This window comes from Nisaea sp. (genome assembly GCF_040217065.1).
Taxonomy (GTDB): Bacteria; Pseudomonadota; Alphaproteobacteria; order Thalassobaculales; family Thalassobaculaceae; genus Nisaea.
Genome location: NZ_JAVJNX010000008.1, coordinates 248,445 through 274,486 on the forward strand (window position 1 = coordinate 248,445; position 26,042 = coordinate 274,486).

A 26,042-nucleotide genomic window follows, 5' to 3' on the forward strand; every position below is an offset into this window, starting at 1 on the left:
GATTTGCATTCTGGACAGGATGGTGATCTATCGCCGTATGATGCGGCCAGCCCGCATGGCCGGAATATTGTCGAAACCGATGCCGGAGAGCCCGCTGAATACGCAATGCGAAATACGCCGATATGAGTGGCGCGAGGTTCCCCGGCCGGTCGGCAACGGGCACATGGTGGTGGCGATTGGCGACGTGCATGGCCGGGCCGACCTGCTGACCGCGCTGTACGAGGCACTGGCCGAGGACGTCGCCCGGATGAAGCCGGAGCGGGTCACGGCGATCCTGCTTGGCGATCTCATCGACCGCGGCCCGAACAGCCTTGAAGTGCTGGGCCTGGCGCTTGGCGGGCTCGGCGCCTTCACAAAGCGCCCGGTCGAGGATATCTGCCTCATCGGAAATCACGATTACTGGCTGCGGCAGGCCGTCGACGGGACCTTGCAGGATGACGATCTGCGGTTCTGGGGCTCGAATGGCGGCGAGGCGACCTGGCGCAGTTTCGGCATCAGCCGGCTGGTCGGCGCCCGGGACATGGTGATGCAGGTCCGGCGCCGGCTGCCGGAACCGGTGCAGAAATTCATTCTGTCCATGTCGGCCTCCTACCGGGTCGACGACTATCTTTTCGTCCATGCCGGCATCGACCCGCGCCAGCCGCTCAATGCGCAGACCCTGAAGACCTTGTGCTGGATCCGCGATCCGTTCCTGCATCCGGAAATCTGGCCCTACGAGCTGACCGTGGTGCACGGCCATACGGTCGAGTGGAACCATGGCGAGCCATTGGTGCACGATCACCGGATCGGCATCGATTCGGGCGCGGTGAATACCGGCGTGCTGTCGGCGCTGGTGATCAATTCGGGTCAGATGCGATTCGTGCAGGCTTGGGACGAGGATGCCCTGGCCGAAGAGGACCGCCGCGCCGGTTAGCGCTTCAGGACGAGCACGTTGCCGGTCAGGATCATGGCCGTCCCGCCGACGATGATGGCAGTCAGCTCGACCCCTTCCAGCAATGTCGAGATCAGCAGGGCGATCACCGGCACCACGGTGAAGATATAGGCCGCCCGTCCGGGACCGATCCGGGTGACCAGGCTGAAGAACATCAGGAAGGCGAAACTCGACGCGGCGATCCCGAGATAGAGCAGGGAGCCGATATAGCGCGGCGACCAGTCGATGACGATCGGCAGGCCGCCGGCCAGGGCGAGCCCGAAGCCGATCGCCGCGCCGCCGAGCGCCCCCCAGAAATTTGCGGTGAAAGTCGGCACGCCGGCGCGCTGGTTGCGGGCCCCGATCACGGTGCCGACTGCCGTGCCGAAGGAGGCGCCGAGGGCCCAGAGCATGCCGGAGAGCAAGGTCGAGCCGCCGGAATGACCGGCAAGGTCCGGTGCGACGATCACGCCGAGGCCGCCAATGCCGATCACCATGCCGAGGATGGCGCGCGGGCGCACCCTTTCCTGCAGGACGAGAAAGCCGAAGATGGTGGCGAAGATCGGCGATGTGGACAGGGCCAGCGCCGCCACGCCGCTCGGGATATAGGTCGTGGCGTTATAGAAGCAGATGAAGTTCAGGGCGAAGAAGACCGCCGCGTGCACCGCCAGCCAGGGCACATCCGCGCGGCGCACCCGGAGCGGAGCCCGTGTTGCAAGGATGACGGCGAGCATGGCGATGGCCATCAGCGTCATGCGATAGCCGACGGAGACCGGAATCGGCACGATGCCGGCCTGCAGGGTCGTGACAAACGCCCCCGTGGCCCAGATCAGGGCCGTGCTGAAAAACAGGAAGAGGGACACGCGCGATCCAGATCAGCGGGAAGAACAGCCGGAAGCCAGTTAGCCCGCACTCACGGCGTCACCGCAAGCGCGACGGAGACAAGCAGCAATATCGCCATGATGATGTTGAAGGCCCGGCCGATCTTCGGCGACCGGATGAAACTGGCGAAGATGCCGCCGAAGACCAGCCAGGTGCCGTTCACGCACAGCATCACGCAGGTCAGGACGCCGAGCTTGAACAGCATGTCCATGACCGGGTCCGTCTCGATCAGCACGTTCCCGGCATAGAGCGCGGTAAACACCGTGTAGGCCTTCACATTGATCATTGAGACGGTATAGCCGGAGGCAAAACCCGGCGCGGTGCCATCCGAGTCGGCATCCATGCCGGGTATGGGCGCGGTGGCGATCTTGTAGGCGAGATAGAGCATGTAGAGCACTGCGGCCCCGACCAGGATCGGGCCGGCGCCGGGCAGGGCGAGCAGCAGTCCGGCGACGCCGGACGCCGTCAGGCACAGCACGGTGAAGACCCCGGCATAGATGCCGAACAGAAAGGGCAGGCTGGCCCGGACCCCGAAGGCGGCCCCGTTCGCCGTCACCGCCACGATGGCCGGGCCGGGACTGCCCATCAGCGGCAGCGCCATGGCGAGCATGGCGAGGATACTGTCGATGGTCGGTGTCATAGTGCGACCCTCCCCGGGCGCGGACCGGTCTTCTTTTGAGCGTATTCTGGCGGGAGATTGCGCGTCGATAAATGGTATGGCGGGAATGAATGTAGGAGTGAATGGCCGCGAGTGGGGGCTGGATAGAGAGTGATTTGGAGCAGAGCTATGCCGTAACCTGAAGTCCAGAGCCTCAATTGCCACAACCGGATCATGATGCCTTCAAGCCAGAAAAGCGCGATTAATTTGGTATTCATTCTTCGATGTTATTAGATTTTCATTGATTCGGGAGGGTCACCCCATGCCCGAAGAATAAGCGCCTGAAGAATGAGGCTTTGAATATATGAAGCGAAGCACAGCGGCCACGGGAAATGCTACCTATCGGGGCGCCACGCCCAACGATATCGCCACTTATTCGAGGGCGGAGTTCTTCGATCTTTCTCTGATAGCCGAACCCAACCTGCGCCGGATCGCTGAATATTGGTTATCGAGGACTAACGGGCGCAGTATGCCGGGGCGTACCGATATTGACCCGATCGACATCCCTTGGGCTCTATCCCAATTCTTCATGGTGGATTACGACCGCGAAACTGAGAAATATCGCTACCGGATCGCTGGAAATGAGGTCGAAGAAATCTTTTCCCGGTTCACTGGAAGATTCTCGATGCGGGGCGTTAACCTCGACGAGATGTTGCCTCCCGAATCAGCGGCCATTGTTCACGAGCGTTGGCGCCCACTCGTCGAGAACGGCGACATCGTCTACATGTCTGGATTGGTCTATGCTGCGGCTGAACGGATTCCTCTTGGCGCGCGAATTCTTTTGCCGTTGTCTGACCGGGAGGATGGAGAGCCAAGCGGTCTGATCGGGTACACCGAATGCGAATGGGTTGAGCACAGCAATGGCCTGGAGACGAGCGGACTCGACATTTGCTACATCCCGCATCCTGAATTCGACTGATTCAAGTCTGGTGGGTTGCGGTGGGAGTTCCGGGGGCACGACACTTGGGTAGTAATGGGACACGTAGTAATGGGGACACGCACCTTAGTAATGGGGACACGCACCTTAATTCAGCGAGTCATGACAGCTCAGTCGTGTCCGCCTTCAAAATAGAGGGACGCACAGCGTGATTCAGTGCGCCGGTCCAATTCCAGAGCGTTGAAAAATCTCAAAAATCCGAATTAGTAATGAAATCAGAGCTGGGCTATTTCCAGACTTTGATCATCGTCTGGCCCGGTCACCCGATAGACCATGCGATCTTCTTTTGTGATCCGGCGTGACCACCATCCACTGAGATCTCCACGCAAGGGTTCGGGTTTGCCGGAGCCTGCAAACGGCGTGCGCGTGCATTGCTTGATCAATTCGTTGATGCGGTCCTTGAGCTTGGGGTTCGTTTCGACCCAGTGCTGATAATCCTCCCAGGCCTCATCCGAAAAAACCAGCTTCACTCGATCAGCTCACGCTCCTGCCCATCCACAGCGTCGAGTTGTGCCACCGCGGACCGCAAACGAGCCGCGTTGCGCGGGCTGGAAAGCAGATGCAGGGTTTCGTTGATGGAATTCCATGCTTCCAGGGACAGGACGACAACGGCCTCGCCCTTCTTGCGCGTGACCACAATTTCCTGTTTGTCGTTTATGGCGCGATCCATCACGCTTTTGAATTGGGCGCGGGCCTCTGAATAATTCATGACGTCCATCGTACGCCTCCTTTGTTGTGCATAAGATGTACAAAAATACGTACGTAACAAGGGGCTGGAGTTTTTGTGCGGCAATTTCCGAGATATGCGGCGCGGGTTCTCCAAAATCGTCATCCCGGACCTGATCCGGGACTCAGAGATCGTAGGGCGGTGTCCGGCTTCCCAGGGTTCCCGCGTGCGCGAGAATGGCGGCGTTTTGGTTAGGGGGCTGGTTGAGGGTGGAAGCCGTTCCGTCTCACACCGGCAGGACCGCGCTTTCCTTCGGGGATTTCAGGGCGATGACCGTCTGGCTCCTCGTCACGCCAGGCAGCAGCTTGATGCGGTTCGAAATCACGTCCTCCAGCGCGTCGTTCGAGCGGGTGCGGATTTTCAGCAGGTAGGACCAGTCGCCGGTGACATGGTGGCATTCCAGCACTTCGGGCATGGCGAGGACGGCCTCCAGGAAGGCGTCGTTATGGGCGCTCCAGTCGATCAGCACGGAAACGTAGGCCAGCACCTCGAGGCCGATGGCTGCCGGCTCCAGGATGGCGCCGTAGCCGCGGATGGCGCCGGCGGCCTGGAGTTTCTTCAGGCGCTCGTTCACGGCGGAGACGGACAGGCCGGCATGGGCGCCGATATCGGCATAGGCGGCGCGGCCGTGGCTCTGGATGAAGGTCAGGATGGCCCGGTCGATGGCATCGAGTTTCGGCTCGCTCATGGGCTGGCCCTGCGCGCGTCCGCAACCGGGACATAGAGCGCGCGCTCCCCCTTCACACCACGCAATTCCATCCGGGTCAGCAGCCGGGTCTCGTCCGGCAGCAGGCCGGCGATACTCTCCGACAGGATGATGTCGGTGCCGAGCGAACGGCAGAGGCTCTCCATCCGGCTGGCCTCGTTCACGGCCGGGCCGATCACCGTGAAGTCGAGCCGGTCGCGGGAGCCGACATTGCCGAACATCACCTCGCCCAGATGCAGGGCCACATTGAGGCCCATGGCCGGGCGCTCCAGGTCCGCCTCGGTCTCGGCCAGCTCATCGATTGCGGCCAGTGCCTCGGTCGCGGCTTTCAGCGCCATGCGGGCGGTTTCGGTCTGCATGCCCGGCTCGAAGGGGAAGATGGCGAGAAAGCCGTCACCGAGGAATTTCAGCACCTGCCCGCCGGCGGCGTGGACCGGCGCCAGCATGGCGTCGAAATAGCGGTTCAGGGCGGAGACCATCTCCTCTTTCGAGACGATGTCGCTGACGCTGGTGAAATCGGACAGGTCGGCGATCATCAGCACGGCGTTCAGGCTTTCCGCCATGCCGCGCCGGATCTCGCCTTTCAGGATGCGGCCGCCGACCAGCGGGCCGACATAGGCATCCAGCAGGTTGGCGGCGATCTCCTGGTCGAGATGGGCCTGGATGGCCGAGGTCAGGGCCGGCACGATGCTGTCGATGAAGGCAATGTCATGCTCCGAGAAACCCTCCGGATGACGCGTCAGCCAGCGCAGCAGGGCGCCGCAGCTGCGTTCACCTTCGCGGATCAGGCGCAGCGCTTCCGCGCCGCCGAACATGCAGGCGTAATAGTCGGTGAAGCCTTCGTCTCGAAATTCCTCGAAGGCCGTGAAATCCAGCGCGGCGTCGGGGCCGGTCAGCCGGCGTCGCAGGCGCAGGGTGCCGGTCGCCATCATGTGCCGGAGGGGGCTGGCCTTCCATTCCTCCGACTCGTCCCGGCTATAGGCGATTTCATGCCGGCGTCCGGAGAGTGCCTGGTTCTCGGCCCGGTCCCAGTCGAACATCAGCGAGCCGGTTTCCGGATGCAGCGTGTACATCGCCACCCGGCAGCGGTCGAGCGGCACGCCGGCCTCAATGATCCGCTCAGCAGTCGCCGCCAGAAGCGCTTCGTTCGGGGCTTTTTCCCAGGCCTGATGGATCAGCCACTGGATCAGCGCCGTGGCTTTTTCATCCGGGATCGCAGGGCTCGTGAACATGATCTTCTTTCCTCGCCTCGGGCGGGCACAGAATGCAGGCTCCACGCACTTCTGGCAAACCCGGCGCGGCCTTGATAAAGGGTGGGGATGACGTCCCCCGAACGCCAGATCCGTATACCGGCATTGCCGAGCCTTGTCCTCGCCCCGCGTTTCGCGGTCTGGCTCGGCACGGACGGTGACCTGGAACAGATCGGCCACGAGGACGCGGCGGCGAGGCTGCGCTCCGGGCCGTGCCTTGTTGCCCATGCCAGGGCCATCGCCCGGCGGCTGCGGCTCGAGGGAATCGCCGCCATCGACGTGCTCGAGCTGTTTGCCTTCGTCCGCCCCGCCCAGTTCTGCCTGCCGACGCCGCGCGGCCTGGCCGAGGCGCTGCTGCTGGCGCCGCCGCAGGATCACGAGGACGAGGCCCTGATCCTGCCCGCCGCCGCCACCGCGCTGCTGGCCGAGCTTGCCGACAGGGACCGGGACCCGAGCGCCCGGCCGATTGCCGAGACCATGCGCAATTGCGGCTGGGGCTGGGGCGATGCGGTGCTGCATGCGCTGGGTGCCGGGGAATTACCGCCGCCGGGTCCGGTGCGGCCGAGCGGATTGCAGGTCTGGCGCCGGATGGAGGAATGGTCCGAGCATGCGCCGGAGCCGCCGGCCGGGAACCAGCCGGTGGGCGACGCGGAAGCGCGGGAGCGGCTGGCCGCCCTGCTTGGCGGCGGGGCCGAGGCCCGGCCGAGCCAGGCGGACTATGCCTCCGCCGTCGCTGCCGCCTTCATGCCGCGCGAGGAGGAACGGCGCCCGAACGTGGTGCTGGCGGAAGCGGGCACCGGCGTCGGCAAGACCCTCGGCTATATCGCGCCGGCCAGTGTCTGGGCGGAGAAGAACGAGGGCGCGGTCTGGGTCTCCACCTATACCCGGAACCTGCAGCACCAGATTGATGGCGAGCTCGACCGGCTTTATCCGGACCCGGTGCGCAAGGCCCTGAAGGCGGTGGTGCGCAAGGGGCGGGAGAATTATCTCTGCCTGCTCAATCTGGAAGAGGCGGTGAACACGCTTCCGACCATGCCGCAATTCGGTACCGCCCTCGGTCTGATGGCGCGCTGGGCGGAGGTGACGCGGGACGGGGATGTGCAGGGCGGTGACTTCCCTGCCTGGCTGGCCGACCTGCTCGGGCGCGGGCGGACCGTCGGGCTGGCGGACCGGCGTGGTGAGTGCATCTATTCCGCCTGCCCGCATTATTCCAAATGCTATATCGAGAAATCCGTGCGCCGGGCGCGCCGGGCCGAGATCGTTGTCGCCAACCATGCGCTGGTGATGATCCAGGCGGCCCTTGGCGGCATGGACGACGGGGCGCTGCCGACCCGCTACGTGTTCGACGAGGGGCACCATGTCTTCGATGCGGCCGACAGCGCTTTCTCCGCGCATCTGACCGCGATCGAGACGGTGGAGCTGCGGCGCTGGCTGATCGGCGCCGAGGGCCGGCGGTCCGGCCGGGCCCGTGGCCTGAAGAAGCGGGTCGAGGATCTGATCGCGGACGACGAGAAGGCGCTGGAAGCGCTGGAAGAGGTGCTGCATGCCGCCCGCGTGCTGCCGGGAGAGGGTTGGCTGACCCGGATCGCCGAAGGCGAGACGCGGGGCGAGACGGAGCGTTTCCTCGCCCTGGTCCGGACCCAGGTCTATGCCCGCACGGAACAGCCGGACAGTCCCTATTCGATGCAGACGGATACGCATCCACCGGTGGACGGTCTGCTGGACGCGGCCGAGGCGCTCGACGCCGCGCTGGCCCGCATCCTGACCCCGCTTAAGGCGTTGAAGAAACGTCTGGAGAGCCGGCTGGACGAGGATGCGGACGAGCTGGAAAGCGCCATCCGCCTGCGCATCGAGGCGGTCGCCCGTTCCCTGCAGCGGCGCGGCGAGATGACCCTGGGTGCCTGGCGGGACATGCTGAAGGCACTGGTGCACGAGACCCCGGCGGAATATGTCGACTGGCTGGAAATCGACCGGAGCGACGGGCGCGACATGGATCTCGGCCTGCACCGGCACTGGATCGATCCGGGCCGGCCCTTCGCCGAGGCGGTGGTGAAACCCGCCCAGGGCGTGGTCATGACCTCGGCCACCCTGCGGGACGGTACCGGGAACGATTTCCGCGACTGGCAGGCGGCAGAGGAACGGACCGGGGCGGTGTGGCTGGATGCCCCGGCAGTGCATGCCGCCGTCGCCTCGCCCTTCGACTACCCGGCCCGGACCCGGGTCTTCATCGTCAATGACGTGCGCAAGGACGACATGGCCCAGGTCGCGTCGGCCTATCGGGAGCTGTTCCTTGCCTCGGGCGGCGGCGCACTCGGCCTCTTTACCGCGATCCAGCGCTTGCGCGAGGTGCATCGGCGGATCGGCGGCGCCATCGACGAGGCCGACCTGCCGCTCTATGCCCAGCATGTGGACGGGCTCGACCTCTCCACCCTGATCGACATTTTCCGGGCCGAGGAGAATGCCTGCCTGCTCGGCACCGATGCGGTCCGCGACGGGGTCGATGTGCCAGGCAATTCGCTGCGCCTGATCGTCTTCGACCGGGTACCCTGGCCGCGCCCGGATATTCTCTACAAGGCGCGCCGCGCGGCCTTCGGCGGTGGCGGCTACACGGACATGCTGACCCGGCTGAAGCTGAAGCAGGCCTTCGGCCGGCTGGTCCGCCGGGCGGACGACCGGGGCGTCTTCGTGCTGCTCGACCCGATGATGCCGACCCGGCTGCTCGGGGCCTTTCCCGAGGGGGTCGAAGTGCGGCGCTGCGGCCTCGCCGAGGCGGTGGCGGAGACCCGTGGCTTTTTCGGGACGGCACCCGTTCCGACAGTGTCAGTTGACGCGGACGAGGTGCCGTTCTAACCCCATAATCAATCAATAAAGCTGTTTTCCCGGACTTGATCCGGGACCTTTCGGCGAAAGGCATCGTCCTTCTCTCTGTCGATGACGGGCAGCGCCTCATGATCAAAAAGGTCCCGGATCAAGTCCGGGATGACGACCGGGAAAATGGAGGAACAAGGCGTGTCGGACTCAGTCGACGCAGTGGTGATCGGGGCCGGTGTGGTCGGTCTGGCGGCGGCCCGGGCGCTGGCCATGGCCGGGCGCGAGGTGATCGTGCTGGAGCAGCATGACCTGATCGGCTCCGAGACCAGCTCGCGCCATTCCGAGGTCATCCATGCCGGCATCTATTATCCGCCGGGCAGCCTGAAGGCCGATGTCTGCGTCCGCGGCAAGGCAATGCTTTATGACTATGTCGAGAGCCACGGCGTGCCCTACAAGCGCCTCGGCAAGCTGATCGTCGCCACCTCCGAGGACCAGATCCCGGCCCTGCAGCAGATCAAGCAGCGGGCGGAGCAGAACGGTGTGCACGATCTCGAATTCCTGTCCCACAACGAGGTGACCGCGCGCGAGCCGGAGCTGCGCTGCGTCACCGCGCTCTGGTCTCCCTCGACCGGTGTTATCGACAGCCATTCCTACATGCTGGCCCTGCAGGGCGACATGGAGGAGCATGGCGGCATGATCGCCTTTCTCTCCCCCGTCGAGGGCGGGAGGGTAACCGAAGACGGCATCGAGCTGCGCGTCGGCGGCCTGCACGGCATGACCCTGACCGCGAAGACCGTGGTGGTCGCCGCCGGCCTGCACAGCCAGAGCATCATGCGCACCATCGAGGGCTTTCCGGCGGACGCCATCCCGGCGCAGCATTTCTGCAAGGGGAACTACTATCAGCTCACCGGCTGCTCCGCGCCCTTCAGCAGCCTGATCTACCCGGCCCCGGAAGCGGCCGGGCTCGGCGTCCACCTGACCCTCGATCTCGGCGGCCAGGCCCGGTTCGGCCCGGATGTCGAGTGGATCGACGAGATCAATTACGACGTCGATCCGCGTCGCTCCGACAGCTTCTATGCCGCAGTCCGGAAATACTGGCCCGGCCTGCCCGATGACAGCCTGACCCCGGCCTATGCCGGCATCCGCCCGAAAATCCAGGCGGAAGGCGAGCCCGCCGTCGATTACATGATCCAGGGGCCGGCCGAACATGGCGTGCCGGGGCTGGTCAATCTTTATGGCATTGAGTCACCCGGCCTCACATCTTCACTGGCTATTGCCGAAGAGGTGATGGGCAAGCTGGCCGTCTGACCCGTTTGCGTTTCATGCACTCTTCTGAGGCGTGAAATCACGTCCCATTGGCGTTTACACCCCTCCGGGTGCCTCTTACTCTTCGGAAAAGAGTGACTGGGAGGATGCTCGATGAACCGGATGGCGGAACCCGACGTCACGGGGATATTGCTGGGCTGGATTGCCGGTCTGAACGCGGCCCTGACGGCTTCGGATGCTGGCGCCGTGGCCGATTGTTTCGACCCGGACGGCTACTGGCGCGACGTGCTGATCCTGTCCGGCCGGCAACGCACGATCCCGGGTGATGCCGCGATCGCCGGCACTCTCCTGTCGGAAGCGGCGCGCGCAGGGCTCGGTGCCTTTTCCATTGCCGACAACCATGTCGCCCCCCGCATCGTCGAGCGCGCCGGCAGCAATGTCATCGAAGGCTTTCTCTCTTTCGAGACCGATAAGGGTATTGGTGTCGGCCTCATCCGGCTGAAACATCCCGCCGACCGGCCGCGTGCCTGGATCTTCATGACCGCGCTGGAAGACCTCAAGGGTTTCGAGGAAGCGCGCCTGTTCGAGCAGCGGGACGAGCCGGCCTTCAATCCAAGCTTCCACGGCCCCAACTGGCTGGACAAGCGCCAGAATGAACGGGCCTACGCGGACCGCGACCCGGAGGTGCTGATCGTCGGCGGCGGCCATGCCGGGCTGACGGTGGCGGCGCGGCTAAACCGGCTGGATGTGGATACGCTTGTCGTCGACCGGATGAAGCGGGTCGGGGACAATTGGCGGCTGCGCTATCACGGCCTGAAGCTGCACAATTACATCCACAGTAACCACCTGCCTTACATGCCCTTCCCGGAGGGCTGGCCGACCTACATCCCGAAGGACCGGATCGCCAACTGGCTCGAGTCCTACGTCGATGCCATGGACATCAATTTCTGGACCGAGACCTCCTTCGAGAGCGCGGAATACGACGAACAAGCCGGCTGCTGGATCGCCCGGATGGCGCTGGCGGACGGATCGGTGCGGGAGATGCGGCCGCGCCATATCGTCATGGCGACCAGCGTCAGCGGCACCCCGAACATTCCGGAGATCCCGACCCTCGACCGCTTCAAGGGACCGGTGCTGCATTCCAGCCAGTTCACCGCCGGCGCGGACTGGAAGGGCAAGCGGGTCACGATCTTCGGCACCGGCACCAGCGCCCATGACATCGCGCAGGATCTGGAAGGGAACGGCGCCGCCGTCACCATCGTCCAGCGCAGCCCGACCCTGATCGTCAATATCGAGCCGAGCGCGCAGCTCTATGACGGCATCTACTGGGGCGAAGGGCCGAGCTGGGAGGACCGGGACCTGATCAACATGGCCACCCCTTTCGATGTGGTCCGCATTGCCCACAAGATCATCACCGACAAGGTGAAAGAGATCGACAGGCCGCTGCTCGACGGTCTGGAGAAGGTGGGCTTCCGGCTTGATTTCGGCGAGGGCGGCACCGGCTGGCCGCTGAAATACCGCACCCGCGGCGGCGGTTACTATTTCAATGTCGGCGCCTCGGACCTGATGGCGGCAGGCCGGATCGGCCTGATCCAGAATGCGGATATCGCGCATTTCGAGGCGGGCGGCCTGCGCATGAAGGACGGCACACCGCGCGAGGCCGACCTGGTCGTGCTGGCCACCGGCTACAAGGGCCAGGACCACATGACCCGGGTGCTGTTCGGCGACGCGGTGGCGGACCGGGTCGGCACGGTCTGGGATATCGATCCGGAGATCCAGGAGCTGAACAACATGTGGACACCGACCCCGCAGCCGGGCCTCTGGTATACCGGCGGCAGCTTCGCGCAGGCGCGGATCTATTCGAAGTTCCTGGCGCGGGCGATCAAGGGAGAGCTGGTGGGGGTTGGGTTGGCCTAAAAGCGGGTTCTTTCTGCGGGGTGTAAAACTAGTTCAGAATTTTCTATATTCGCGTAATGCGAGATTTGGAAAGGCAGCTGACTGTTGGCGATTCTATGTGGGCGCTCAGATGATAGCCAAATCTGATTACACGAGCTCGGATAGTTCGAAGCGGCAGATCAAGGCCGCCGGCAAAGTCATTGCGGCTCGGAATACGGACCGGACCAAAGAAGTGATAGATGCCTTTTTGGTGGCCCATACCTGGCGCGATTCTTTCGCCTATCCGATGAGTCGAATTCATTACGAACTGAGTGCCAAATCCCGGCAGTTTGGCGAAGAAGTTATCACTGCGGCGAGATTGAAGCGCATGCAGTCGATCAGGCGAAAGTTGCAAAATAAGGCGGAGACGCTGTATCAGCTTCAAGATATTGCAGGCTGCCGTGTGGTCTTGCCTCGCGAGCGCGACGTTGATGCACTTGTTTCGCTGTATCACGAATCGGCTTTGCATCGACTTGTTCGCCAGAACGACTATATCGCGGAGCCAAAGCGAGACGGTTACCGTAGCCATCATCTCATCTTCAAATATAACGCTCGAGATGACTGGGACCGGGTGTATGAGCGACAGTTCATCGAAGTTCAGATTCGATCACGTTTGCAACACGCCTGGGCAACGGCGGTTGAGGCTGTCGGCCTGTTCACTGGCGACCATCTAAAGTGGCAAGAAGGAAACCAAACTTGGCTCCGGTTCTTCGAGCTGATGTCAGCAGAGTTTGCCGTTGCTGAGAATCGACCAATCGGACCGACGGCAAGCGAAAATACGAGGATCCGTCGTAAAGAGCTCCGGGATCTTTCTCGGGAACTCAACGCGGCTGAGACACTTGATGGCTATAACCATGCCATCAGTTACGCATCTGTTCCCGGCGTTCGTTTCAGCCGGTATTGCATTTTGAGATTTGACTTGGAAGAGCGTATCGTTACCGTTTGGCCGTACCACGACGACTTTGACGAGAGTTCTAAGGCTTATATCGAGGCCGAAAAGAATGGTCGGGTGAATACGGTGTTGGTTGAAGTGCAAAAAGCAAAGAGTCTAGAAGCTGCTTTTCCTAACTATTTTCTTGATGTAAGTGATTTTGTCCGGCATTTGCGTCGTATACTTGATGGAAATACAGCAGAACTGACGCCTTCTTTCAAGGGGGTGTCGCTCAATCTAGAATTTTGGAAAAACCGTCCGGTCAACTAGCATGCCCACCCTTCATTATAGAGGACACCAAGATGTTTAGTAGTGATGCTTTCATGGTGGTCTGGAACGGGTATCCAAGGGAACAAAGGAACGTCGCCGTAGTTTCTTGGCCAGACTGCAAGCACTTTAGCGATGGCTATCTGGCCTCAACAGGAAACTGTGATCGGCATTTTCACGAGGCGCCTGATGATGAAAAGATTCTGATGCTTTTGGCGCTTTTCGTCGACCTGACAATTGGAGATGGGATCGACCCGAAGGCGATAGAGAGCGAGTTCATGAAGATTAATATTTGGCGTGATATGCGGATTGATCTGCCGAGCGGCAGCTATAAGGCCTACTTGGAAGATGGGACTTGGAGCCCACATAACGCCTAACGATGCAGGTTATACGGATTTCATGCGCCCCCAGACTTTCTGGGGGCGTTTTTTATTAGGAAGTAACAATAGATACGATTCGTCGCCGAGTGAGCACCGGCCATTTTCAGGCCGCCAGATCCTCGCCCGCCAGTGCCTTCTCGATCAGCGCGATGGTCTCGTCCCGCCCGTAGAGCGCGATGAAGCTGCCGAAGCGTGGGCCCTGGTCCTGGCCGAGCAGGACCTGGTAGAGCGCCTTGAACCAGTCGCGCAGGTTCTCGAAATCGTGGCGTTTGCCGACCTCGTAGACCTGGGTCTGGATGGTTTCCGCATCGGCGTCCGGGGCGAGGGCTTTCAGCTCGCCGACCAGATCCAGAAGGGCCGCGCGTTCATTGTCGTCCGGCGTCCGGTAGCTCTTCTGCGGCCGGGCGAAGTCCTGATAATAATTCACCGCATAGCCTGCCATGCGGTCCAGCTCCGGATGGCTTTCCGGTGTGGCACCCGGCGCGTAGCGGGCAATATAGCCCCAGAGCACGGAAGTGTCCTCGGCATGGCAGACGCTCGCGAGGTTCAGCAGCAGGCCGAAGCTGAGCGGCACTTTCTCTTCGTTGCCGCGCCCGCGCCCTTGCGTGATGTGCCAGGCTGGGTTCTCGACCTTCTTGGCCTCGTCACTTTCGTCTTCCAGCTTGTCGAGGAACTGGAAATACTCGTCCGTGTTTTTCGGGATGACGTCGAAATACAGCCTTTTCGCCCGCTTCGGCTGCTGGAACATGAACAGAGACAGGCTTTCCGGCGAGCCGTAGCGCAGCCAGTCCTCGACCGAGAGGCCGTTGCCCTTGGACTTGGAGATCTTGCCGCCCTCCTCGTCGAGGAACAGCTCGTAGCTCAGGCTCTCCGGCGGCTTCGATCCGAGGGTGCGGCAGATCTTGGAGCTCTGCTTGACGCTGTCGATCAGATCCTTGCCGGACATCTCGTAATCGACACCGAGCGCGTGCCAGCGCATGGCCCAGTCGCACTTCCATTGCAGCTTGCAATGCCCGCCGGTGACCGGCACCTCGACCTTGCCGCCGCCGTTCGGGTCCTCATAGACGACCGTGCCGGCATCCGAGTTGCGCTCGATGATGGCGACCTGCAGCACGTTGCCGGTGGTCGGGCAGAGCGGCAGGAAGGGCGAGTAGGTCGCCTGCCGCTCCTTGCCGAGGGTCGGCAGCATGATGGCCATGATCTCGTCGTAGTGCCGCAGGGTTTCCAGCAGCGCCGTGTCGAACATGCCGCTCTTGTAGCAGTCGGTGGAGGACATGAACTCGTACTCGAAGCCGAAGCCGTCGAGGAATTCCATCAGCCGGTTGTTGTTGTGCGCGCCGAAGCTCTCATGCGTGCCGAACGGGTCCGGCACCTGGGTCAGCGGCTTGTTCAGATACTCCGCCAGCATCTCCTGGTTCGGCAGGTTGGTCGGCACCTTGCGGAAACCGTCCATGTCGTCGGAGAAGGCGATCAGCCTGGTCGGCACGTCCGGCATGAGCTGCTCGAAGGCGCGGCGCACCATGGTGGTGCGGAAGACCTCGCCGAAAGTGCCGATATGCGGCAGGCCGGACGGGCCGTAGCCGGTCTCCAGGATGACATGGCCCTTCTCCGGTTTCTTGCCCCCGATCCGCGCAACGATCTTTCGCGCTTCCTCGAACGGCCAGGCGCGGGCGTTCTCGGCGATCTCGGCGGGGATAAGGGACGTCATGTCTTTTTCCTTGAGCTTCAGCATAATGCGCCGGAAGCTAGGGCGGAGCGGGGCCGAGGTCAACGATTCGCGCGCGGCGGAACCCGGAATCCAGCAAAAGGCGAGCTCCTCGGATTGGCGCGCTATATCTGGCACGGCGCAAGCGAGGTTCCCGGGGGAGTGGAGGGGCGCGGCCTCCCGCCAGTCCTCAGGCCCGTTTCGAGCCTTGGCGTTCCGGCCTCACCGTCCGCTATCGGCGCGGCCCGGCCGGTCTTTCCGGGCTGGTCTCCCTGCCGACGGGACGCGCCAGTATTCAGCCCCTAACCGCGGCCGGCTGGCTTCAGGATCTCGGCCAGCTTGGCCGGGAGCTCCCTGTTCTCCAGCGCATCCCCATCGACATAGAACACGTTCATTTCGGAGGTATCGACAGGCAGTTCGATATTTTCCGTGACGACGACAAGGGTCTTTTTCCCAAGACCGTGCGCAATGCCGAGTTCGTAGAAGACGTGCGGGCTTTGCGCCGTCACGACCGCAAGTATGGCAGCTGACTTCTCGATCGATGTCCAGATTGTCGGAGCGTGCCGATCACCCAGTTCAACATCGTCCGATCGCAGAACCAGCAATCCCGCCTTGTGGATGGCGGGTTCCGCGATCCGGTCCCGCAGGTCGTGCGCCAGCGGGTCGTGCGACGTGACGACAAAACAGAGTCCTGGAGGTCCGTCGGTCTCGCCATTGTTATCCATGGATCACCACCTAATCGCTGTTGAGCCGGATATTGCGCGATTTTCTCACGACGCATCGGCTTCGGCAATCGATCCATCGGTTTTCTGCATGGCCGGGTCACGGCATCCGGTGTCACAGACCGCTTGATTCTCCCACGCCCGCTCTGTATAAACCCGCCTCCCCATGAGAGATTGTGGGGCAGCGCCGCGTCATGGCTTGTAGGGCATGCCTGGCCGGCAGGTAGTAACCGCTAAAACGGAGATCGAAATGCCCAAGATGAAGACCAAGAGCGGCGCCAAGAAGCGGTTCCGGCTCACGGGCAGCGGCAAGGTGCGTGGTAACGTCGCCTACAAGCGCCACCAGCTGTCGAACAAATCCCAGAAGATGAAGCGCAAGGCCCGGGGGACGATGATCCTGTCCGATGCCGATGCGAAGATCGTCAAACAATTCCTTCCGTACGCTTAAGAAAGGGCACCAGAGATGGCACGTGTAAAACGGGGCGTCACGGCTCACGCCCGTCATAAGAAAGTTACGGATAAGACCAAAGGCTATTACGGCCGCCGGAAGAACGTATTCCGCGTTGCCGTACAGGCGATGGAGAAAGCGGCTCAGTACGCCTATCGCGATCGCCGGGTCCGCAAGCGCGATTTCCGCGCGCTCTGGATCCAGCGCATCAATGCCGGTGCGCGCAGCTATGGTCTGACCTATTCGAAGTTCATGAATGGTCTGAAGAAGGCCGGTATCGAGCTCGACCGCAAGGTGCTCTCGGATCTCGCGATCCACGAGCCGGCGGCGTTTAAAAGCCTGGTCGATCAAGCCCAGGCCGCGCTCGGAACTGCCGACTAAAAGTCTTTCCGGAACCTGTTCCGGATGTCTTTCGGTAAAAGAGTTGAAAAGGGGTCTGGCCTTAGCCGGGCCCCTTTTGCTTTAAGGAACCCGCGCTGGGCCGGAACCGGCATCGATTTGGGGTGAATGAGGATCATGCAGGACGTTGAAACACTGAGAGCGGAACTCGCCGCCGCCGTTGATAACGCGGGAGATCTTGCCGCACTTGAGGAGCTCCGTGTCGGCGCTCTTGGCAAGAAGGGCCGCATCACCGGCCTGATGAAGCAGCTCGGCGGTCTCGATCCGGAGCAGCGCAAGGAAGCCGGACAAGCCCTGAACCGGCTGAAAGACGAGATCCAGGCTGCCATCGAGGCGCGCAAGACCGGTTTTGAGGATGCAGCGCTGGACGCCCGGCTTCTGGCCGAGCGGATTGACGTCTCCCTGCCGGCCCGTCCGGAGACATCCGGCCGGGTGCACCCGCTTACGCAGACCACAGAAGAGCTGATCCAGATCTTCGCCGAGATGGGCTTCTCCGTCGCCGAAGGGCCGCATATCGAGAGCGACTACTACAACTTCACCGCGCTCAATATCCCGCCCGAGCATCCGGCCCGTCAGGAGCTCGATACCTTCTACCTGCCACCGGACGAGAGCGGCACGCCGCGCGTCCTGCGCACACATACTTCCCCGGTGCAGATCCGCACCATGGAGAAACAGACCCCGCCGATCCGGATCATCTGCCCGGGCCGCACCTTTCGCTCGGACCATGACGCCACGCACTCCCCGATGTTCCATCAGGTCGAGGGGCTGGTGATCGACAAGAGTACCCATATGGGCCACCTGAAGGGCTGCCTGATCGATTTCTGCCGCGCCTTCTTCGGCGTCGACGATCTGCCGGTGCGCTTCCGCCCGTCTTACTTCCCGTTCACCGAACCGTCGGCCGAGGTCGATATCGGCTGCACCCGCAAGGACGGCGAGTTCAAGATCGGCGCCGGCGACGACTGGCTGGAAATTCTCGGCTGCGGCATGGTGCATCCGAAGGTGCTGGAATATTGCGGCATCGACTCGACCGAATATCAGGGCTTCGCCTTCGGTATGGGGATCGAGCGGATTGCCATGCTGAAATACGGCATCCCCGATCTGCGCCCGTTCTATGACAGCGACCTGCGCTGGCTGAAGCATTACGGCTTCATGCCCTTCGATGTTCCCAATCTGGCCGGAGGGCTCAACCGATGAAGTTCTCGCTGTCCTGGCTGAAGGAGCATCTCGAGACCGAGGCCACGCTCGAGCAGATCTGCGACACCCTGCCGATGCTCGGGCTTGAGGTCGAGGAGCTGATCAATCCGGCTGAAAAGCTGTCGCCCTTCACCATCGCCCATGTCATCGAGGCGGTGCAGCATCCGAACGCGGACCGGCTGCGCGTCTGCAAGGTCGATACCGGCACGGAGACCATCCAGGTGGTCTGTGGTGCGCCGAACGCACGCACCGGCATGAAGGGCGTCTTCGCCCCGTCCGGCAGCCATGTTCCGGGCACCGGCGTCGATCTGAAGAAAGGCGTCATCCGCGGCGAGGAGAGCAACGGCATGCTCTGCTCCGAGCGCGAGCTTGGCCTGTCCGACGAGCATGACGGTATCATCGATCTGGCCGAAGATGCGCCGGTCGGCATGTCCTACGCCGAATATGCGGGGCTGGACGATCCGGTGATCGATATCGCCATCACGCCGGACCGGGCGGACTGCCTCGGTGTGCGCGGTATTGCCCGCGATCTGGCCGCTGCCGGTCTCGGCACCCTGAAGCCGCTCGATATCCCGGAAATAAAGGGCACTTTCGCAAGCCCGATCACCTGGGACGTGGACGTGCCGGAGCCGTCGCTGGTGCCCTACGTGGTCGGCCGTTACTTCAGGGGCGTGAAGAACGGCCCGAGCCCGAAATGGATGCAGGACCGGCTGGTTGCCGTCGGTCTGCGCCCGATCTCGGCGCTGGTCGATATCACCAACTACATGATGCTCGATGTCGGCCGTCCGCTGCATGCCTATGACGCGGACAAGGTTTCCGGCGACAAGATCCGCATCCGTCTCTCCAAGGCCGGCGAGACATACGAAGCGCTGAACGAGAAGACCTACACCTTCGAGGACGGCATGCTGGTGCTCGGCGACGAGCATGGCATCGACGATATGGCCGGGATCATGGGCGGCGAGCGGACCGGCTGTTCCGACGAGACCGTGAACATGTACCTCGAAGTGGCGATCTTCGATCCGATCTCGGTCGCCATGACAGGCCGCAAGCTGAACGTGCTGAGCGATGCCCGCTACCGTTTCGAGCGCGGCCTCGACCCGACCGGCCCGACCTGGGGTGTTCATCTCGCCACCAAGCTTGTGCTGGATATCTGTGGCGGGGAGGCGAGCGAGCTGGTGGTGCATGGCCAGGAAGAGGACTGGAAGCGGACTATCACGCTGCGGCGTTCCCGGATCAAGGGCCTCGCCGGTATCGACGTGCCGGAAGAGCGGGCGAAGGATATCCTGACGCGGCTCGGCTTCGAGGTCTCCGGCAGCGGCGAAGCGATCAGCGCGGCCATGCCGCCTTGGCGCTATCGCGATGTCGAGGGCGAGGCCTGTCTGGTCGAGGAAGTCATCCGGATCAACGGCTATGACGAGATCCCTGTGGTCTCCATGCCGACGGAGCATGTCGTGCCGGAGCCGGCGCTGAGCAAGGCGCAGGTGCGGGAAGGCACGGCCAAGCGCCTGCTGGCCTCCCGGGGCATGATGGAGGCGGTCACCTTCTCCTTCCTGTCGCAGGACGAGGCGGAGCTCTTCGGCGGTGGCGCTGACGAGCTGAAGCTGGTCAACCCGATCTCCAGCGAGCTGGACGTGATGCGTCCCTCGATCCTGCCGAACCTGATCGCGGCGGCTGTCCGCGGCGGAAATATGGGTATCGGAGACGCCGCCCTGTTCGAGGTCGGCCCGCAATATGCGGACGCGACGCCGAAGGGCCAGTCCACGGTGGTGGCAGGCCTGCGTGCCGGGCGCACCGGTCCGAAGGATTGGGCCGGCTCGACCCGTGCCGTGGATGCCTTTGATGCCAAGGCCGACGTGATGGCGCTGCTGGAAGCACTGGATGCCCCGGCGGGCAACCTGCAGGTCTCGACCGATGCGCCTGCCTGGTACCATCCGGGCCGTTCCGGTGCGCTGCGTCTCGGCCCGAACGTGCTGGCGACCTTCGGGGAGCTGCACCCGAAGGTGCTGAAGGCGATGGACCTGAAAGGCCCGGCTGTGGCCTTCGAGATCTTCCTCGCTAAGGTGCCGACACCGAAAGCCAAGGGCCCGGCCAAGCCGTTCCTGAAGCTCTCCCCGTTCCAGCCGGTGACCCGCGACTTCGCCTTCGTGGTGGAGAAGGACGTGCCTGCGGAAAAACTGGTCCGGGCCGCGGCCGGTGCCGACAAGGCGCTGATTTCTGGCGTGCATCTGTTCGATGAATATCAGGGCAAGGGTCTGGAAGAGACGGAGAAATCCATCGCTCTCCAGGTCACCCTGCAACCGGTCGACGCGACCCTGACGGACGAGCAGATCGGCGACGTGACCCGCAAGATCATCGCCCGGGTCGAGAAGGTGACGGGCGGGCGCATCCGGGGGTAAGCGAATACAGGATCACGGATGGAAACGCCGCCAGTTAAGGCGGCGTTTCTCGTTTGGAGTGATGTACGGAGTTCGGGATCGGGAGTCAGTGCTCGACCGGCTTGGCGCGGTTCTCCGGTCTCGGGGCTTCGTCGAGCGGCTTGGCCCTGGTCGGCCCTTTCGCCCTGATGCCGCCGGAATAAAGAGCGGTTTCGAGCATGCGCTCGCATTTGCGCTGGAATTCCCGGGGCGCCTTGTACTTCATGGCACCGGACAGGTTCTCGCGGGCTTCCTTGATCTTCATCGCCCGGCGTTCGATCTCGTCTTCCATGCCGGCTTCAATCGCGGCCATGGAGGCGGCAGCTGTCGCCCTCATATAGGCCTGCAGCATGAGAGCGTCGACGGCTTCGGTTGTTTCGTCGGTATAGTCTTTCGGGAGTTTGGCGCTCTTGATCGCGTCTTTCAGGCAGGTGGCCGACGCTTCGCAGCGGCGCGTAAGGCCGCTTTCAGCCTGTTTCTTGATCTGGAAGAGGGCTCCGTTGACGACGGGCGCCAACTCGTAGATCCGGCGGAGCGCCGCGTCTTCCTCGACAGGTCTGGTTTTCGTGTCACCGAACATTGGCATCCTCCAACTTTCTGTTGATGGTGCGTGGTTAATGATCGGTAAATATTAAAATGCTTTTTATGTAATTGCTACATAAAAATGCGAGATTCATCGGAATTGATATTGTTGGCCGTTGGAGCCGGAGCGGAGACGATACGGATTCAAGGGGTTTTCGAATGGTTCGGCCGATTTTGGACCCGTCGCATTGATGCCGTCGGTGAGCGCGCCGCTGGCCTATGATCCGACCGGCTTTGCGTACTCATGCTGCTGTGCGCCTGGTCCCTTCGCCTTGTCCGGCGCCTGCGGGGCGGTATTGACCGGCTTGGCGCGGTTCTCGACTTTTGGCGCAAAGTCTCGGGGCTTGGCCTTCGTCGGGCCCTTCGCCTTCACACCGCCAGACATCAACGCGACCTCCAGCATACGCTCGCACTGCTGCTTGAAGTCCTGCGGCGCCTTGTACTTCATGGCGCCGGACAGCTTCTCGCGCGCTTCCTTGATCTTGGCAGAGCGCTTTTCCAGATCGTCTGCCTTGCCGGCATCGATGGCTTCCTTGGAGGCGAGCGCCGTTGCTTTCATGAAGGCATGCAAGAGCAATCGGTCGACTCCGTCGCGGACCTGCTTGGCGTAGTCTTTTGGCAGTTTCGGGTTCTTCAGGGCCTCTGTAAGCCGCTTGGCCCCCGCTTCACAGCGATCGGTCAGCCCGGCCTGGGCTTGTTGCTTCATCTGAACAAGTGCGCTTTCAATCGACACTTTCATCGCGTCGATCTGGCGTTGTTCAGCTTCCTCCTCAGCGCTTTTTTCTTTACCGAATCCGAACATCGACTTGACCTCTTGTGATGACGGTATCGAATTTTATTTCATATTTATGATAGGGGTATTTTTGCAAAGAAACCAGTGAAAAATAGAAGTACTTGTTAGGCTGTTTATCTTCATGTCACGATATATTTGAAGTTTATTTAATGAAGTAAGTAGAATTTACATGCGCTATAATTGTCGATAATTTTACTCAATATTAAAATATGGAATCACCCAATATCCCATGCTTGGAGGGAGCGAAACCTTCATTGCATCGGCGGCGCGAACTGCGTGACGATCTAGATCCAGCCCTGCAACTCTCGCTTCACCACGGTCACGATCGCCTTCATGCCGTCGTCGCTGGCGTTCAGGCATGGGATATAGGCAAAATTCTCGCCGCCGACCTCGGCAAAGGTTTCCCGTATGCCGATATTGATTTCTTCCAGTGTCTCCACGCAGTCGGCGGAAAAGCCGGGGCAGATGATGGCGAGGTTCTTCACGCCTTTTGCCGGCAAGCCTTCGACCGTATCCTGCAGGTAGGGTTTCAGCCACTCCTCTCGGCCAAAGCGGGACTGAAAGGCCACCATCATCCTGTCCTCCGCCCAGCCGAGCCGCTCCCGGACCAGGCGCGTGGTCTTGAAACAGTGGCAGTGATAGGGGTCGCCATTCAGGAAATAGCGCTCCGGCAGGCCGTGATAGGAGGTGATGACGAGATCCGGTGTCCAGTCGAGACCGGCGAGGTGGGTCTCGATCGAATTGGCCAAACCTGCAATATAGGTTGGTTCGTCGTGGTAGGCCGGGGCGGTGCGGACGGCCGGCTGCCAGCGCAGTTTCATCAAGGCCTCGAAGGCCTTGTCATAGGCGGTCGCGGTCGTGCTGGCGGCGTATTGCGGATAGAGCGCGACCAGCAGGATACGCTCGCAGCCCTTGTCCTTCAGTTCGCGGATCTTGCTCTCGGTGCTCGGATTGCCGTAGCGCATACCCCAGTCGACGATGACATCCGGGTGCTTGTCCGCCAGCATTTCCGCCAGTTTGGCCGACTGGTTGCGGGTATGCAGGCGCAGCGGTGACTCGTCCGTTTCCTTGACCCAGATCTGCTGATAGGCATGACCGGTCTTGGCAGGCCGCGTCGGCAGGATGACAAGGTTGAGAATCAGCTTCCACAGCAGCGGATTGACCTCGATCACGCGCTCGTCCGAGAGGAACTCTTTCAGATAGCGGCGAATGGATCTGGTGTCCGTCGCGTCCGGCGTCCCGAGATTGAGCAACAGCACGCCGATTTTCGGGGCCGGCAGCGCGGGATGATCAGAGGGCAGGTTTCGGGGGGAGAGGGCCATGAATAAGTCCGGACGGGTTGCTTAAAACGGTTCCAACTTAGGGCGCGGAGCCTCCGGGGCCAGCCCCGCGGTCCGTAAATATGCCAAGGCCCCGCCTGAGCGGGGCCATCGGACCAAAATGGGCGACGAAATGTCGCGCGGCGCGTAGCGGTTAGCGGGGGGCGATGACCATGGTCATCTGCCGGCCTTCCATCTTCGGATAGGACTCGACCTTGGCCGCTTCTTCCATCTCGTCGCGGACCCGGTTCAGCACGTTCATGCCGAGATCCTGATGCGCCATTTCACGGCCGCGGAACCGCAGGGTGACTTTCACCTTGTCACCTTCGCCGATGAACTTGCGCACATTCCTCATTTTCACCTCGAAATCATGCTCGTCGATATTCGGACGCAGCTTGATCTCTTTGATTTCAATGATTTTCTGCTTCTTCTTGGCTTCGTTCTTCTTCTTCTGGGCCTCGTACTTGAACTTGCCATAGTCGAGGATCTTGCAGACGGGCGGATCCGCGTTCGGCGACACTTCGACCAGATCGAGGCCAAACTCTTCGGCTTTTAGAATGCCTTCGCGAACAGTCAGCACGCCAAGCATTTCCCCTTCAGGATCGATGCAGCGGACTTTTTCAGCGAGAATATCACGGTTCACCCGGGGGCCATCCTTGGCCGGCGGCTGATTGAATGGTGGTCTGGCGATCTATCGCCTCCTTTATTTTCTGTTTCTGTTGTGTGGTCAGGAACCGGCCCGGATCAGATGTGATCCGGTGCCAGAGCCTCATCTTTAAGTCTAGTAATCACTTCGTCGAGTGCAAGCACTTCTTGCGCTTTCCCGCCGAGTCGCCGGAGAGCGACCTTGCCTTCTTCCGCCTCGCGACGGCCGACGACGAGGATCGCCGGGATCTTGGCGTCGCTGTGCTCACGGATCTTATAATTGATCGTTTCGTTCCGGCGGTCCATCGCAACCCGCAATCCGGCAGCTTTCGCAGCGGCCATGACCTCGGCCGCGTAGTCATCCGCGTCGTTGGTGATGGTGGCGACCACGGCCTGTACCGGCGCCAGCCAGAGCGGGAAGCGTCCGGCATATTGCTCGATCAGGATGCCGATCCAGCGCTCCATGGAGCCGAAGATGGCCCGGTGCAGCATGACCGGCCGCTTGCGGTTGCTGGCTTCGTCGATATAGGAGGCGTCGAGCCGCTCCGGCAGGACGAAATCGACCTGCAAGGTGCCGCACTGCCAGTCCCGGCCGATGGCGTCGGTCAGCACGAATTCCAGTTTCGGGCCATAGAAAGCGCCTTCACCGGGGTTCAGCGTGGTATCGAGACCTGCGGCGACGCAGGCATCGCTCAGGGATTTCTCGGCCTTGTCCCAGATCGCGTCTTCGCCGGCGCGGACTTCCGGACGGTCGGAGAATTTCACCCGCACGTCGGTAAAGCCGAAATCCTTGTAGACCGCGGACAGAAGCTCGCAGAACTTCACGCTTTCCTCGGTGATCTGCTCCTCGGTGCAGAAGATGTGCGCATCATCCTGCGTGAAGGCGCGCACCCGCATGATGCCGTGCAGCGCACCGGACGGCTCGTTCCGGTGGCAGGAGCCGTATTCGGAAAGCCGCAGCGGCAGGTCGCGATAGCTCTTCAGGCCCTGCTTGAAGATCTGCACATGGCCCGGACAATTCATCGGCTTCAGGGCGAGGACCTTGTCGTCCTCGGCATTGGCCGTGAACATGTTCTCGCGGAATTTGTCCCAATGCCCGGAGGCTTCCCACAGGGATCGGTCGATCAACTGCGGAGTCTTCACCTCCTGATAGCCGGCGCGGTCGAGTTTTTTGCGAAGGTGGTTCTCGATCTGCCGGTACAGCGTCCAGCCCTGCGGATGCCAGAAGACGGAGCCGACGGCCTCTTCCTGGATGTGGAACAGGTCCAGCTCGCGACCCAGCTTGCGGTGGTCGCGCTTTTCCGCTTCCTCCAGCATGTTCAGGTAGGCATCGAGCTGCTTCTTGTCCGGCCAGGCGGTACCGTAGATACGCTGCAATTGCGGCCGGTTGCTGTCGCCGCGCCAGTAGGCTCCGGCCAGGCTCATCAGCTTGAAGGCATGGCCGGTATATTTCGTCGACGGCATGTGCGGGCCGCGGCAGAGATCAAGGAAATCACCCTGACGGTAGAAACTGATGCTCTCGCCCGCGGGGATGGTCTCGACCAGCTCGACCTTGAACGGTTCGTGCACCTTCTTGTAATGCAGCGCGGCGTCGTCCCGGTCCCAGACCTCGCGGGTGATGGCTTCGTCGCGGTCGACGATTTCATGCATCCGCTGTTCGATCTTTTCCAGGTCCTCCGGCGTGAAATGTTCTTCCCGGAAGAAGTCGTAGTAGAAGCCGTTCTCGATGGCCGGGCCAATGGTGACCTGGGTTTCGGGATATAGCTCCAGTACGGCTTCGGCCATGATATGGGCGCAGTCGTGCCGGATCAGTTCAAGCGCTTCCTGGTCCTTCTTGGTGACCAGCGCGACCTGGCTGTCTTCGGCAATGGGCAGGCTGAGATCGCTCAGCGCACCGTTGATGCGGATGGCGATCGCCGCCTTCGCCAGGCCAGGACCGATATCGGCAGCGATTTCCGCGCCGGTGACGGGAGCATCGAAGGAACGGATTGAGCCGTCGGGGAGTGTAATGGCAGGCATGATCTTGGAACCCTTTTGGGGGTGTTTTTCGTGACATGTTTTTTGCGAGGCCTTGGAGAGGGGACATTGCCCATCCCTATGCCGTCTCGGCCGGCCAGGCCGAAACGGCTAACTAGTCACGATGATCTGGGTCGGATGCCAC

24 protein-coding genes are annotated in these 26,042 nt (G+C 62.0%); 11 read left to right on the top strand and 13 right to left on the bottom strand.

Annotation, left to right across the window (positions count from 1 at the left end):
• The first annotated feature begins 55 nt into the window (after positions 1–55).
• Positions 56–913 carry a metallophosphoesterase gene (locus RH950_RS10205; protein WP_350056326.1) on the top strand — a complete coding sequence of 286 codons (858 nt, stop codon included), beginning with the start codon at positions 56–58 and terminating at the stop codon, positions 911–913.
• Here the strand turns inward: RH950_RS10205 and RH950_RS10210 are convergent.
• Both RH950_RS10210 and RH950_RS10215 read right to left on the bottom strand, forming a co-directional pair.
• Entirely contained in the window at positions 910–1,773 is an 864-nt protein-coding gene (locus RH950_RS10210) for a DMT family transporter (RefSeq protein ID WP_350056328.1), read from the bottom strand. The genes RH950_RS10205 and RH950_RS10210 overlap by 4 nt on opposite strands.
• A 50-nt stretch (positions 1,774–1,823) precedes the next feature.
• Positions 1,824–2,432: a LysE family translocator gene (locus RH950_RS10215; RefSeq protein ID WP_350056330.1), complete on the bottom strand. Its 609-nt coding sequence runs from the start codon at positions 2,430–2,432 to the stop codon at positions 1,824–1,826.
• A gap of 322 nt (positions 2,433–2,754) precedes the next feature.
• Here RH950_RS10215 and RH950_RS10220 point away from each other — a divergent pair, with 322 nt between their 5' ends.
• A complete protein-coding gene (locus tag RH950_RS10220) occupies positions 2,755–3,369 on the top strand; it encodes a PAS domain-containing protein (protein WP_350056332.1) in 615 nt (204 codons plus the stop codon).
• A 233-nt stretch (positions 3,370–3,602) separates the two neighbouring features.
• Here RH950_RS10220 and RH950_RS10225 read toward each other — a convergent pair whose 3' ends face one another.
• From RH950_RS10225 to RH950_RS10240, 4 genes are all read right to left on the bottom strand, one after another.
• Complete coding sequence (locus RH950_RS10225) at positions 3,603–3,857, bottom strand: Txe/YoeB family addiction module toxin (RefSeq protein WP_350056334.1); 255 nt, start codon at positions 3,855–3,857, stop codon at positions 3,603–3,605.
• The gene (locus tag RH950_RS10230) at positions 3,854–4,105 is read right to left on the bottom strand and encodes a type II toxin-antitoxin system Phd/YefM family antitoxin (RefSeq protein ID WP_350056336.1); all 252 of its coding nucleotides are present in this window, start codon (positions 4,103–4,105) and stop codon (positions 3,854–3,856) included. Before RH950_RS10230 ends, RH950_RS10225 begins: the two co-directional genes overlap by 4 nt.
• Before the next feature lie 235 nt (positions 4,106–4,340).
• Positions 4,341–4,802, bottom strand: coding sequence for an Lrp/AsnC family transcriptional regulator (locus RH950_RS10235; RefSeq protein ID WP_350056338.1), 462 nt, complete (start codon positions 4,800–4,802; stop codon positions 4,341–4,343).
• Positions 4,799–6,052, bottom strand: a complete 1,254-nt coding sequence (locus tag RH950_RS10240; protein ID WP_350056340.1) for an adenylate/guanylate cyclase domain-containing protein — start codon at positions 6,050–6,052, stop codon at positions 4,799–4,801. Before RH950_RS10240 ends, RH950_RS10235 begins: the two co-directional genes overlap by 4 nt.
• 87 nt (positions 6,053–6,139) lie before the next feature.
• On the opposite strand from RH950_RS10240, the gene RH950_RS10245 reads away from it, so the two are divergent.
• From RH950_RS10245 to RH950_RS10265, 5 genes are all read left to right on the top strand, one after another.
• Positions 6,140–8,920 (top strand): ATP-dependent DNA helicase, encoded by a 2,781-nt coding sequence (locus RH950_RS10245; protein ID WP_350056342.1) that lies wholly within the window; start codon positions 6,140–6,142, stop codon positions 8,918–8,920.
• A 159-nt stretch (positions 8,921–9,079) separates the two neighbouring features.
• A complete protein-coding gene (locus tag RH950_RS10250) occupies positions 9,080–10,189 on the top strand; it encodes an NAD(P)/FAD-dependent oxidoreductase (RefSeq protein ID WP_350056344.1) in 1,110 nt (369 codons plus the stop codon).
• A 111-nt stretch (positions 10,190–10,300) separates the two neighbouring features.
• Positions 10,301–12,064: a flavin-containing monooxygenase gene (locus RH950_RS10255; protein ID WP_350056345.1), complete on the top strand. Its 1,764-nt coding sequence runs from the start codon at positions 10,301–10,303 to the stop codon at positions 12,062–12,064.
• Positions 12,065–12,173: 109 nt separating this feature from the next.
• On the top strand, positions 12,174–13,283 hold the full coding sequence (locus tag RH950_RS10260) for a RelA/SpoT domain-containing protein (protein WP_350056347.1): 1,110 nt from the start codon (positions 12,174–12,176) through the stop codon (positions 13,281–13,283).
• Between the two features lie 32 nt (positions 13,284–13,315).
• On the top strand, positions 13,316–13,657 hold the full coding sequence (locus RH950_RS10265; RefSeq protein ID WP_350056349.1) for a hypothetical protein: 342 nt from the start codon (positions 13,316–13,318) through the stop codon (positions 13,655–13,657).
• A 106-nt stretch (positions 13,658–13,763) separates the two neighbouring features.
• On the opposite strand, the gene RH950_RS10270 is transcribed toward RH950_RS10265, so the two are convergent.
• Positions 13,764–15,368: a lysine--tRNA ligase gene (locus RH950_RS10270; protein ID WP_350056351.1), complete on the bottom strand. Its 1,605-nt coding sequence runs from the start codon at positions 15,366–15,368 to the stop codon at positions 13,764–13,766.
• A 299-nt stretch (positions 15,369–15,667) separates the two neighbouring features.
• On the bottom strand, positions 15,668–16,090 hold the full coding sequence (locus tag RH950_RS10275; RefSeq protein WP_350056353.1) for a hypothetical protein: 423 nt from the start codon (positions 16,088–16,090) through the stop codon (positions 15,668–15,670).
• A gap of 247 nt (positions 16,091–16,337) precedes the next feature.
• Here RH950_RS10275 and rpmI point away from each other — a divergent pair, with 247 nt between their 5' ends.
• From rpmI to pheT, 4 genes are all read left to right on the top strand, one after another.
• The gene (gene rpmI, locus RH950_RS10280; RefSeq protein WP_028467118.1) at positions 16,338–16,535 is read left to right on the top strand and encodes a 50S ribosomal protein L35; all 198 of its coding nucleotides are present in this window, start codon (positions 16,338–16,340) and stop codon (positions 16,533–16,535) included.
• A 15-nt stretch (positions 16,536–16,550) separates the two neighbouring features.
• Positions 16,551–16,916, top strand: coding sequence for a 50S ribosomal protein L20 (gene rplT / locus RH950_RS10285; protein WP_193172694.1), 366 nt, complete (start codon positions 16,551–16,553; stop codon positions 16,914–16,916).
• A 135-nt stretch (positions 16,917–17,051) separates the two neighbouring features.
• Complete coding sequence (pheS, locus tag RH950_RS10290) at positions 17,052–18,128, top strand: phenylalanine--tRNA ligase subunit alpha (RefSeq protein WP_350056356.1); 1,077 nt, start codon at positions 17,052–17,054, stop codon at positions 18,126–18,128.
• Positions 18,125–20,524 (top strand): phenylalanine--tRNA ligase subunit beta, encoded by a 2,400-nt coding sequence (gene pheT / locus RH950_RS10295; RefSeq protein WP_350056358.1) that lies wholly within the window; start codon positions 18,125–18,127, stop codon positions 20,522–20,524. Before pheS ends, pheT begins: the two co-directional genes overlap by 4 nt.
• An 85-nt stretch (positions 20,525–20,609) precedes the next feature.
• Here the strand turns inward: pheT and RH950_RS10300 are convergent, their stop codons facing one another.
• The 5 genes from RH950_RS10300 to thrS form a co-directional block, all read right to left on the bottom strand.
• A complete protein-coding gene (locus tag RH950_RS10300) occupies positions 20,610–21,122 on the bottom strand; it encodes a hypothetical protein (RefSeq protein WP_350056360.1) in 513 nt (170 codons plus the stop codon).
• 219 nt (positions 21,123–21,341) lie between these two features.
• Complete coding sequence (locus tag RH950_RS10305; RefSeq protein ID WP_350056362.1) at positions 21,342–21,926, bottom strand: hypothetical protein; 585 nt, start codon at positions 21,924–21,926, stop codon at positions 21,342–21,344.
• Positions 21,927–22,201: 275 nt separating this feature from the next.
• On the bottom strand, positions 22,202–23,239 hold the full coding sequence (gene hemH / locus RH950_RS10310) for a ferrochelatase (protein WP_350056364.1): 1,038 nt from the start codon (positions 23,237–23,239) through the stop codon (positions 22,202–22,204).
• 151 nt (positions 23,240–23,390) lie between these two features.
• Positions 23,391–23,879 (bottom strand): translation initiation factor IF-3, encoded by a 489-nt coding sequence (gene infC / locus RH950_RS10315; RefSeq protein ID WP_350056366.1) that lies wholly within the window; start codon positions 23,877–23,879, stop codon positions 23,391–23,393.
• Between the two features lie 101 nt (positions 23,880–23,980).
• Positions 23,981–25,900 carry a threonine--tRNA ligase gene (thrS, locus tag RH950_RS10320; protein WP_350056368.1) on the bottom strand — a complete coding sequence of 640 codons (1,920 nt, stop codon included), beginning with the start codon at positions 25,898–25,900 and terminating at the stop codon, positions 23,981–23,983.
• Positions 25,901–26,042: the final 142 nt, after the last annotated feature.

Coding starts and splice junctions, on each gene's coding strand:
- RH950_RS10205 (WP_350056326.1), top strand. CDS start 56: ATGGCCGGAATATTGTCGAAACCGATGCCGGAGAGCCCGCTGAATACG.
- RH950_RS10215 (WP_350056330.1), bottom strand. CDS start 2,432: ATGACACCGACCATCGACAGTATCCTCGCCATGCTCGCCATGGCGCTG.
- RH950_RS10220 (WP_350056332.1), top strand. CDS start 2,755: ATGAAGCGAAGCACAGCGGCCACGGGAAATGCTACCTATCGGGGCGCC.
- RH950_RS10230 (WP_350056336.1), bottom strand. CDS start 4,105: ATGGACGTCATGAATTATTCAGAGGCCCGCGCCCAATTCAAAAGCGTG.
- RH950_RS10235 (WP_350056338.1), bottom strand. CDS start 4,802: ATGAGCGAGCCGAAACTCGATGCCATCGACCGGGCCATCCTGACCTTC.
- RH950_RS10240 (WP_350056340.1), bottom strand. CDS start 6,052: ATGTTCACGAGCCCTGCGATCCCGGATGAAAAAGCCACGGCGCTGATC.
- RH950_RS10245 (WP_350056342.1), top strand. CDS start 6,140: ATGACGTCCCCCGAACGCCAGATCCGTATACCGGCATTGCCGAGCCTT.
- RH950_RS10255 (WP_350056345.1), top strand. CDS start 10,301: ATGAACCGGATGGCGGAACCCGACGTCACGGGGATATTGCTGGGCTGG.
- RH950_RS10260 (WP_350056347.1), top strand. CDS start 12,174: ATGATAGCCAAATCTGATTACACGAGCTCGGATAGTTCGAAGCGGCAG.
- RH950_RS10265 (WP_350056349.1), top strand. CDS start 13,316: ATGTTTAGTAGTGATGCTTTCATGGTGGTCTGGAACGGGTATCCAAGG.
- RH950_RS10270 (WP_350056351.1), bottom strand. CDS start 15,368: ATGACGTCCCTTATCCCCGCCGAGATCGCCGAGAACGCCCGCGCCTGG.
- RH950_RS10275 (WP_350056353.1), bottom strand. CDS start 16,090: ATGGATAACAATGGCGAGACCGACGGACCTCCAGGACTCTGTTTTGTC.
- rpmI (WP_028467118.1), top strand. CDS start 16,338: ATGCCCAAGATGAAGACCAAGAGCGGCGCCAAGAAGCGGTTCCGGCTC.
- rplT (WP_193172694.1), top strand. CDS start 16,551: ATGGCACGTGTAAAACGGGGCGTCACGGCTCACGCCCGTCATAAGAAA.
- pheS (WP_350056356.1), top strand. CDS start 17,052: ATGCAGGACGTTGAAACACTGAGAGCGGAACTCGCCGCCGCCGTTGAT.
- pheT (WP_350056358.1), top strand. CDS start 18,125: ATGAAGTTCTCGCTGTCCTGGCTGAAGGAGCATCTCGAGACCGAGGCC.
- RH950_RS10300 (WP_350056360.1), bottom strand. CDS start 21,122: ATGTTCGGTGACACGAAAACCAGACCTGTCGAGGAAGACGCGGCGCTC.
- RH950_RS10305 (WP_350056362.1), bottom strand. CDS start 21,926: ATGTTCGGATTCGGTAAAGAAAAAAGCGCTGAGGAGGAAGCTGAACAA.
- hemH (WP_350056364.1), bottom strand. CDS start 23,239: ATGGCCCTCTCCCCCCGAAACCTGCCCTCTGATCATCCCGCGCTGCCG.
- thrS (WP_350056368.1), bottom strand. CDS start 25,900: ATGCCTGCCATTACACTCCCCGACGGCTCAATCCGTTCCTTCGATGCT.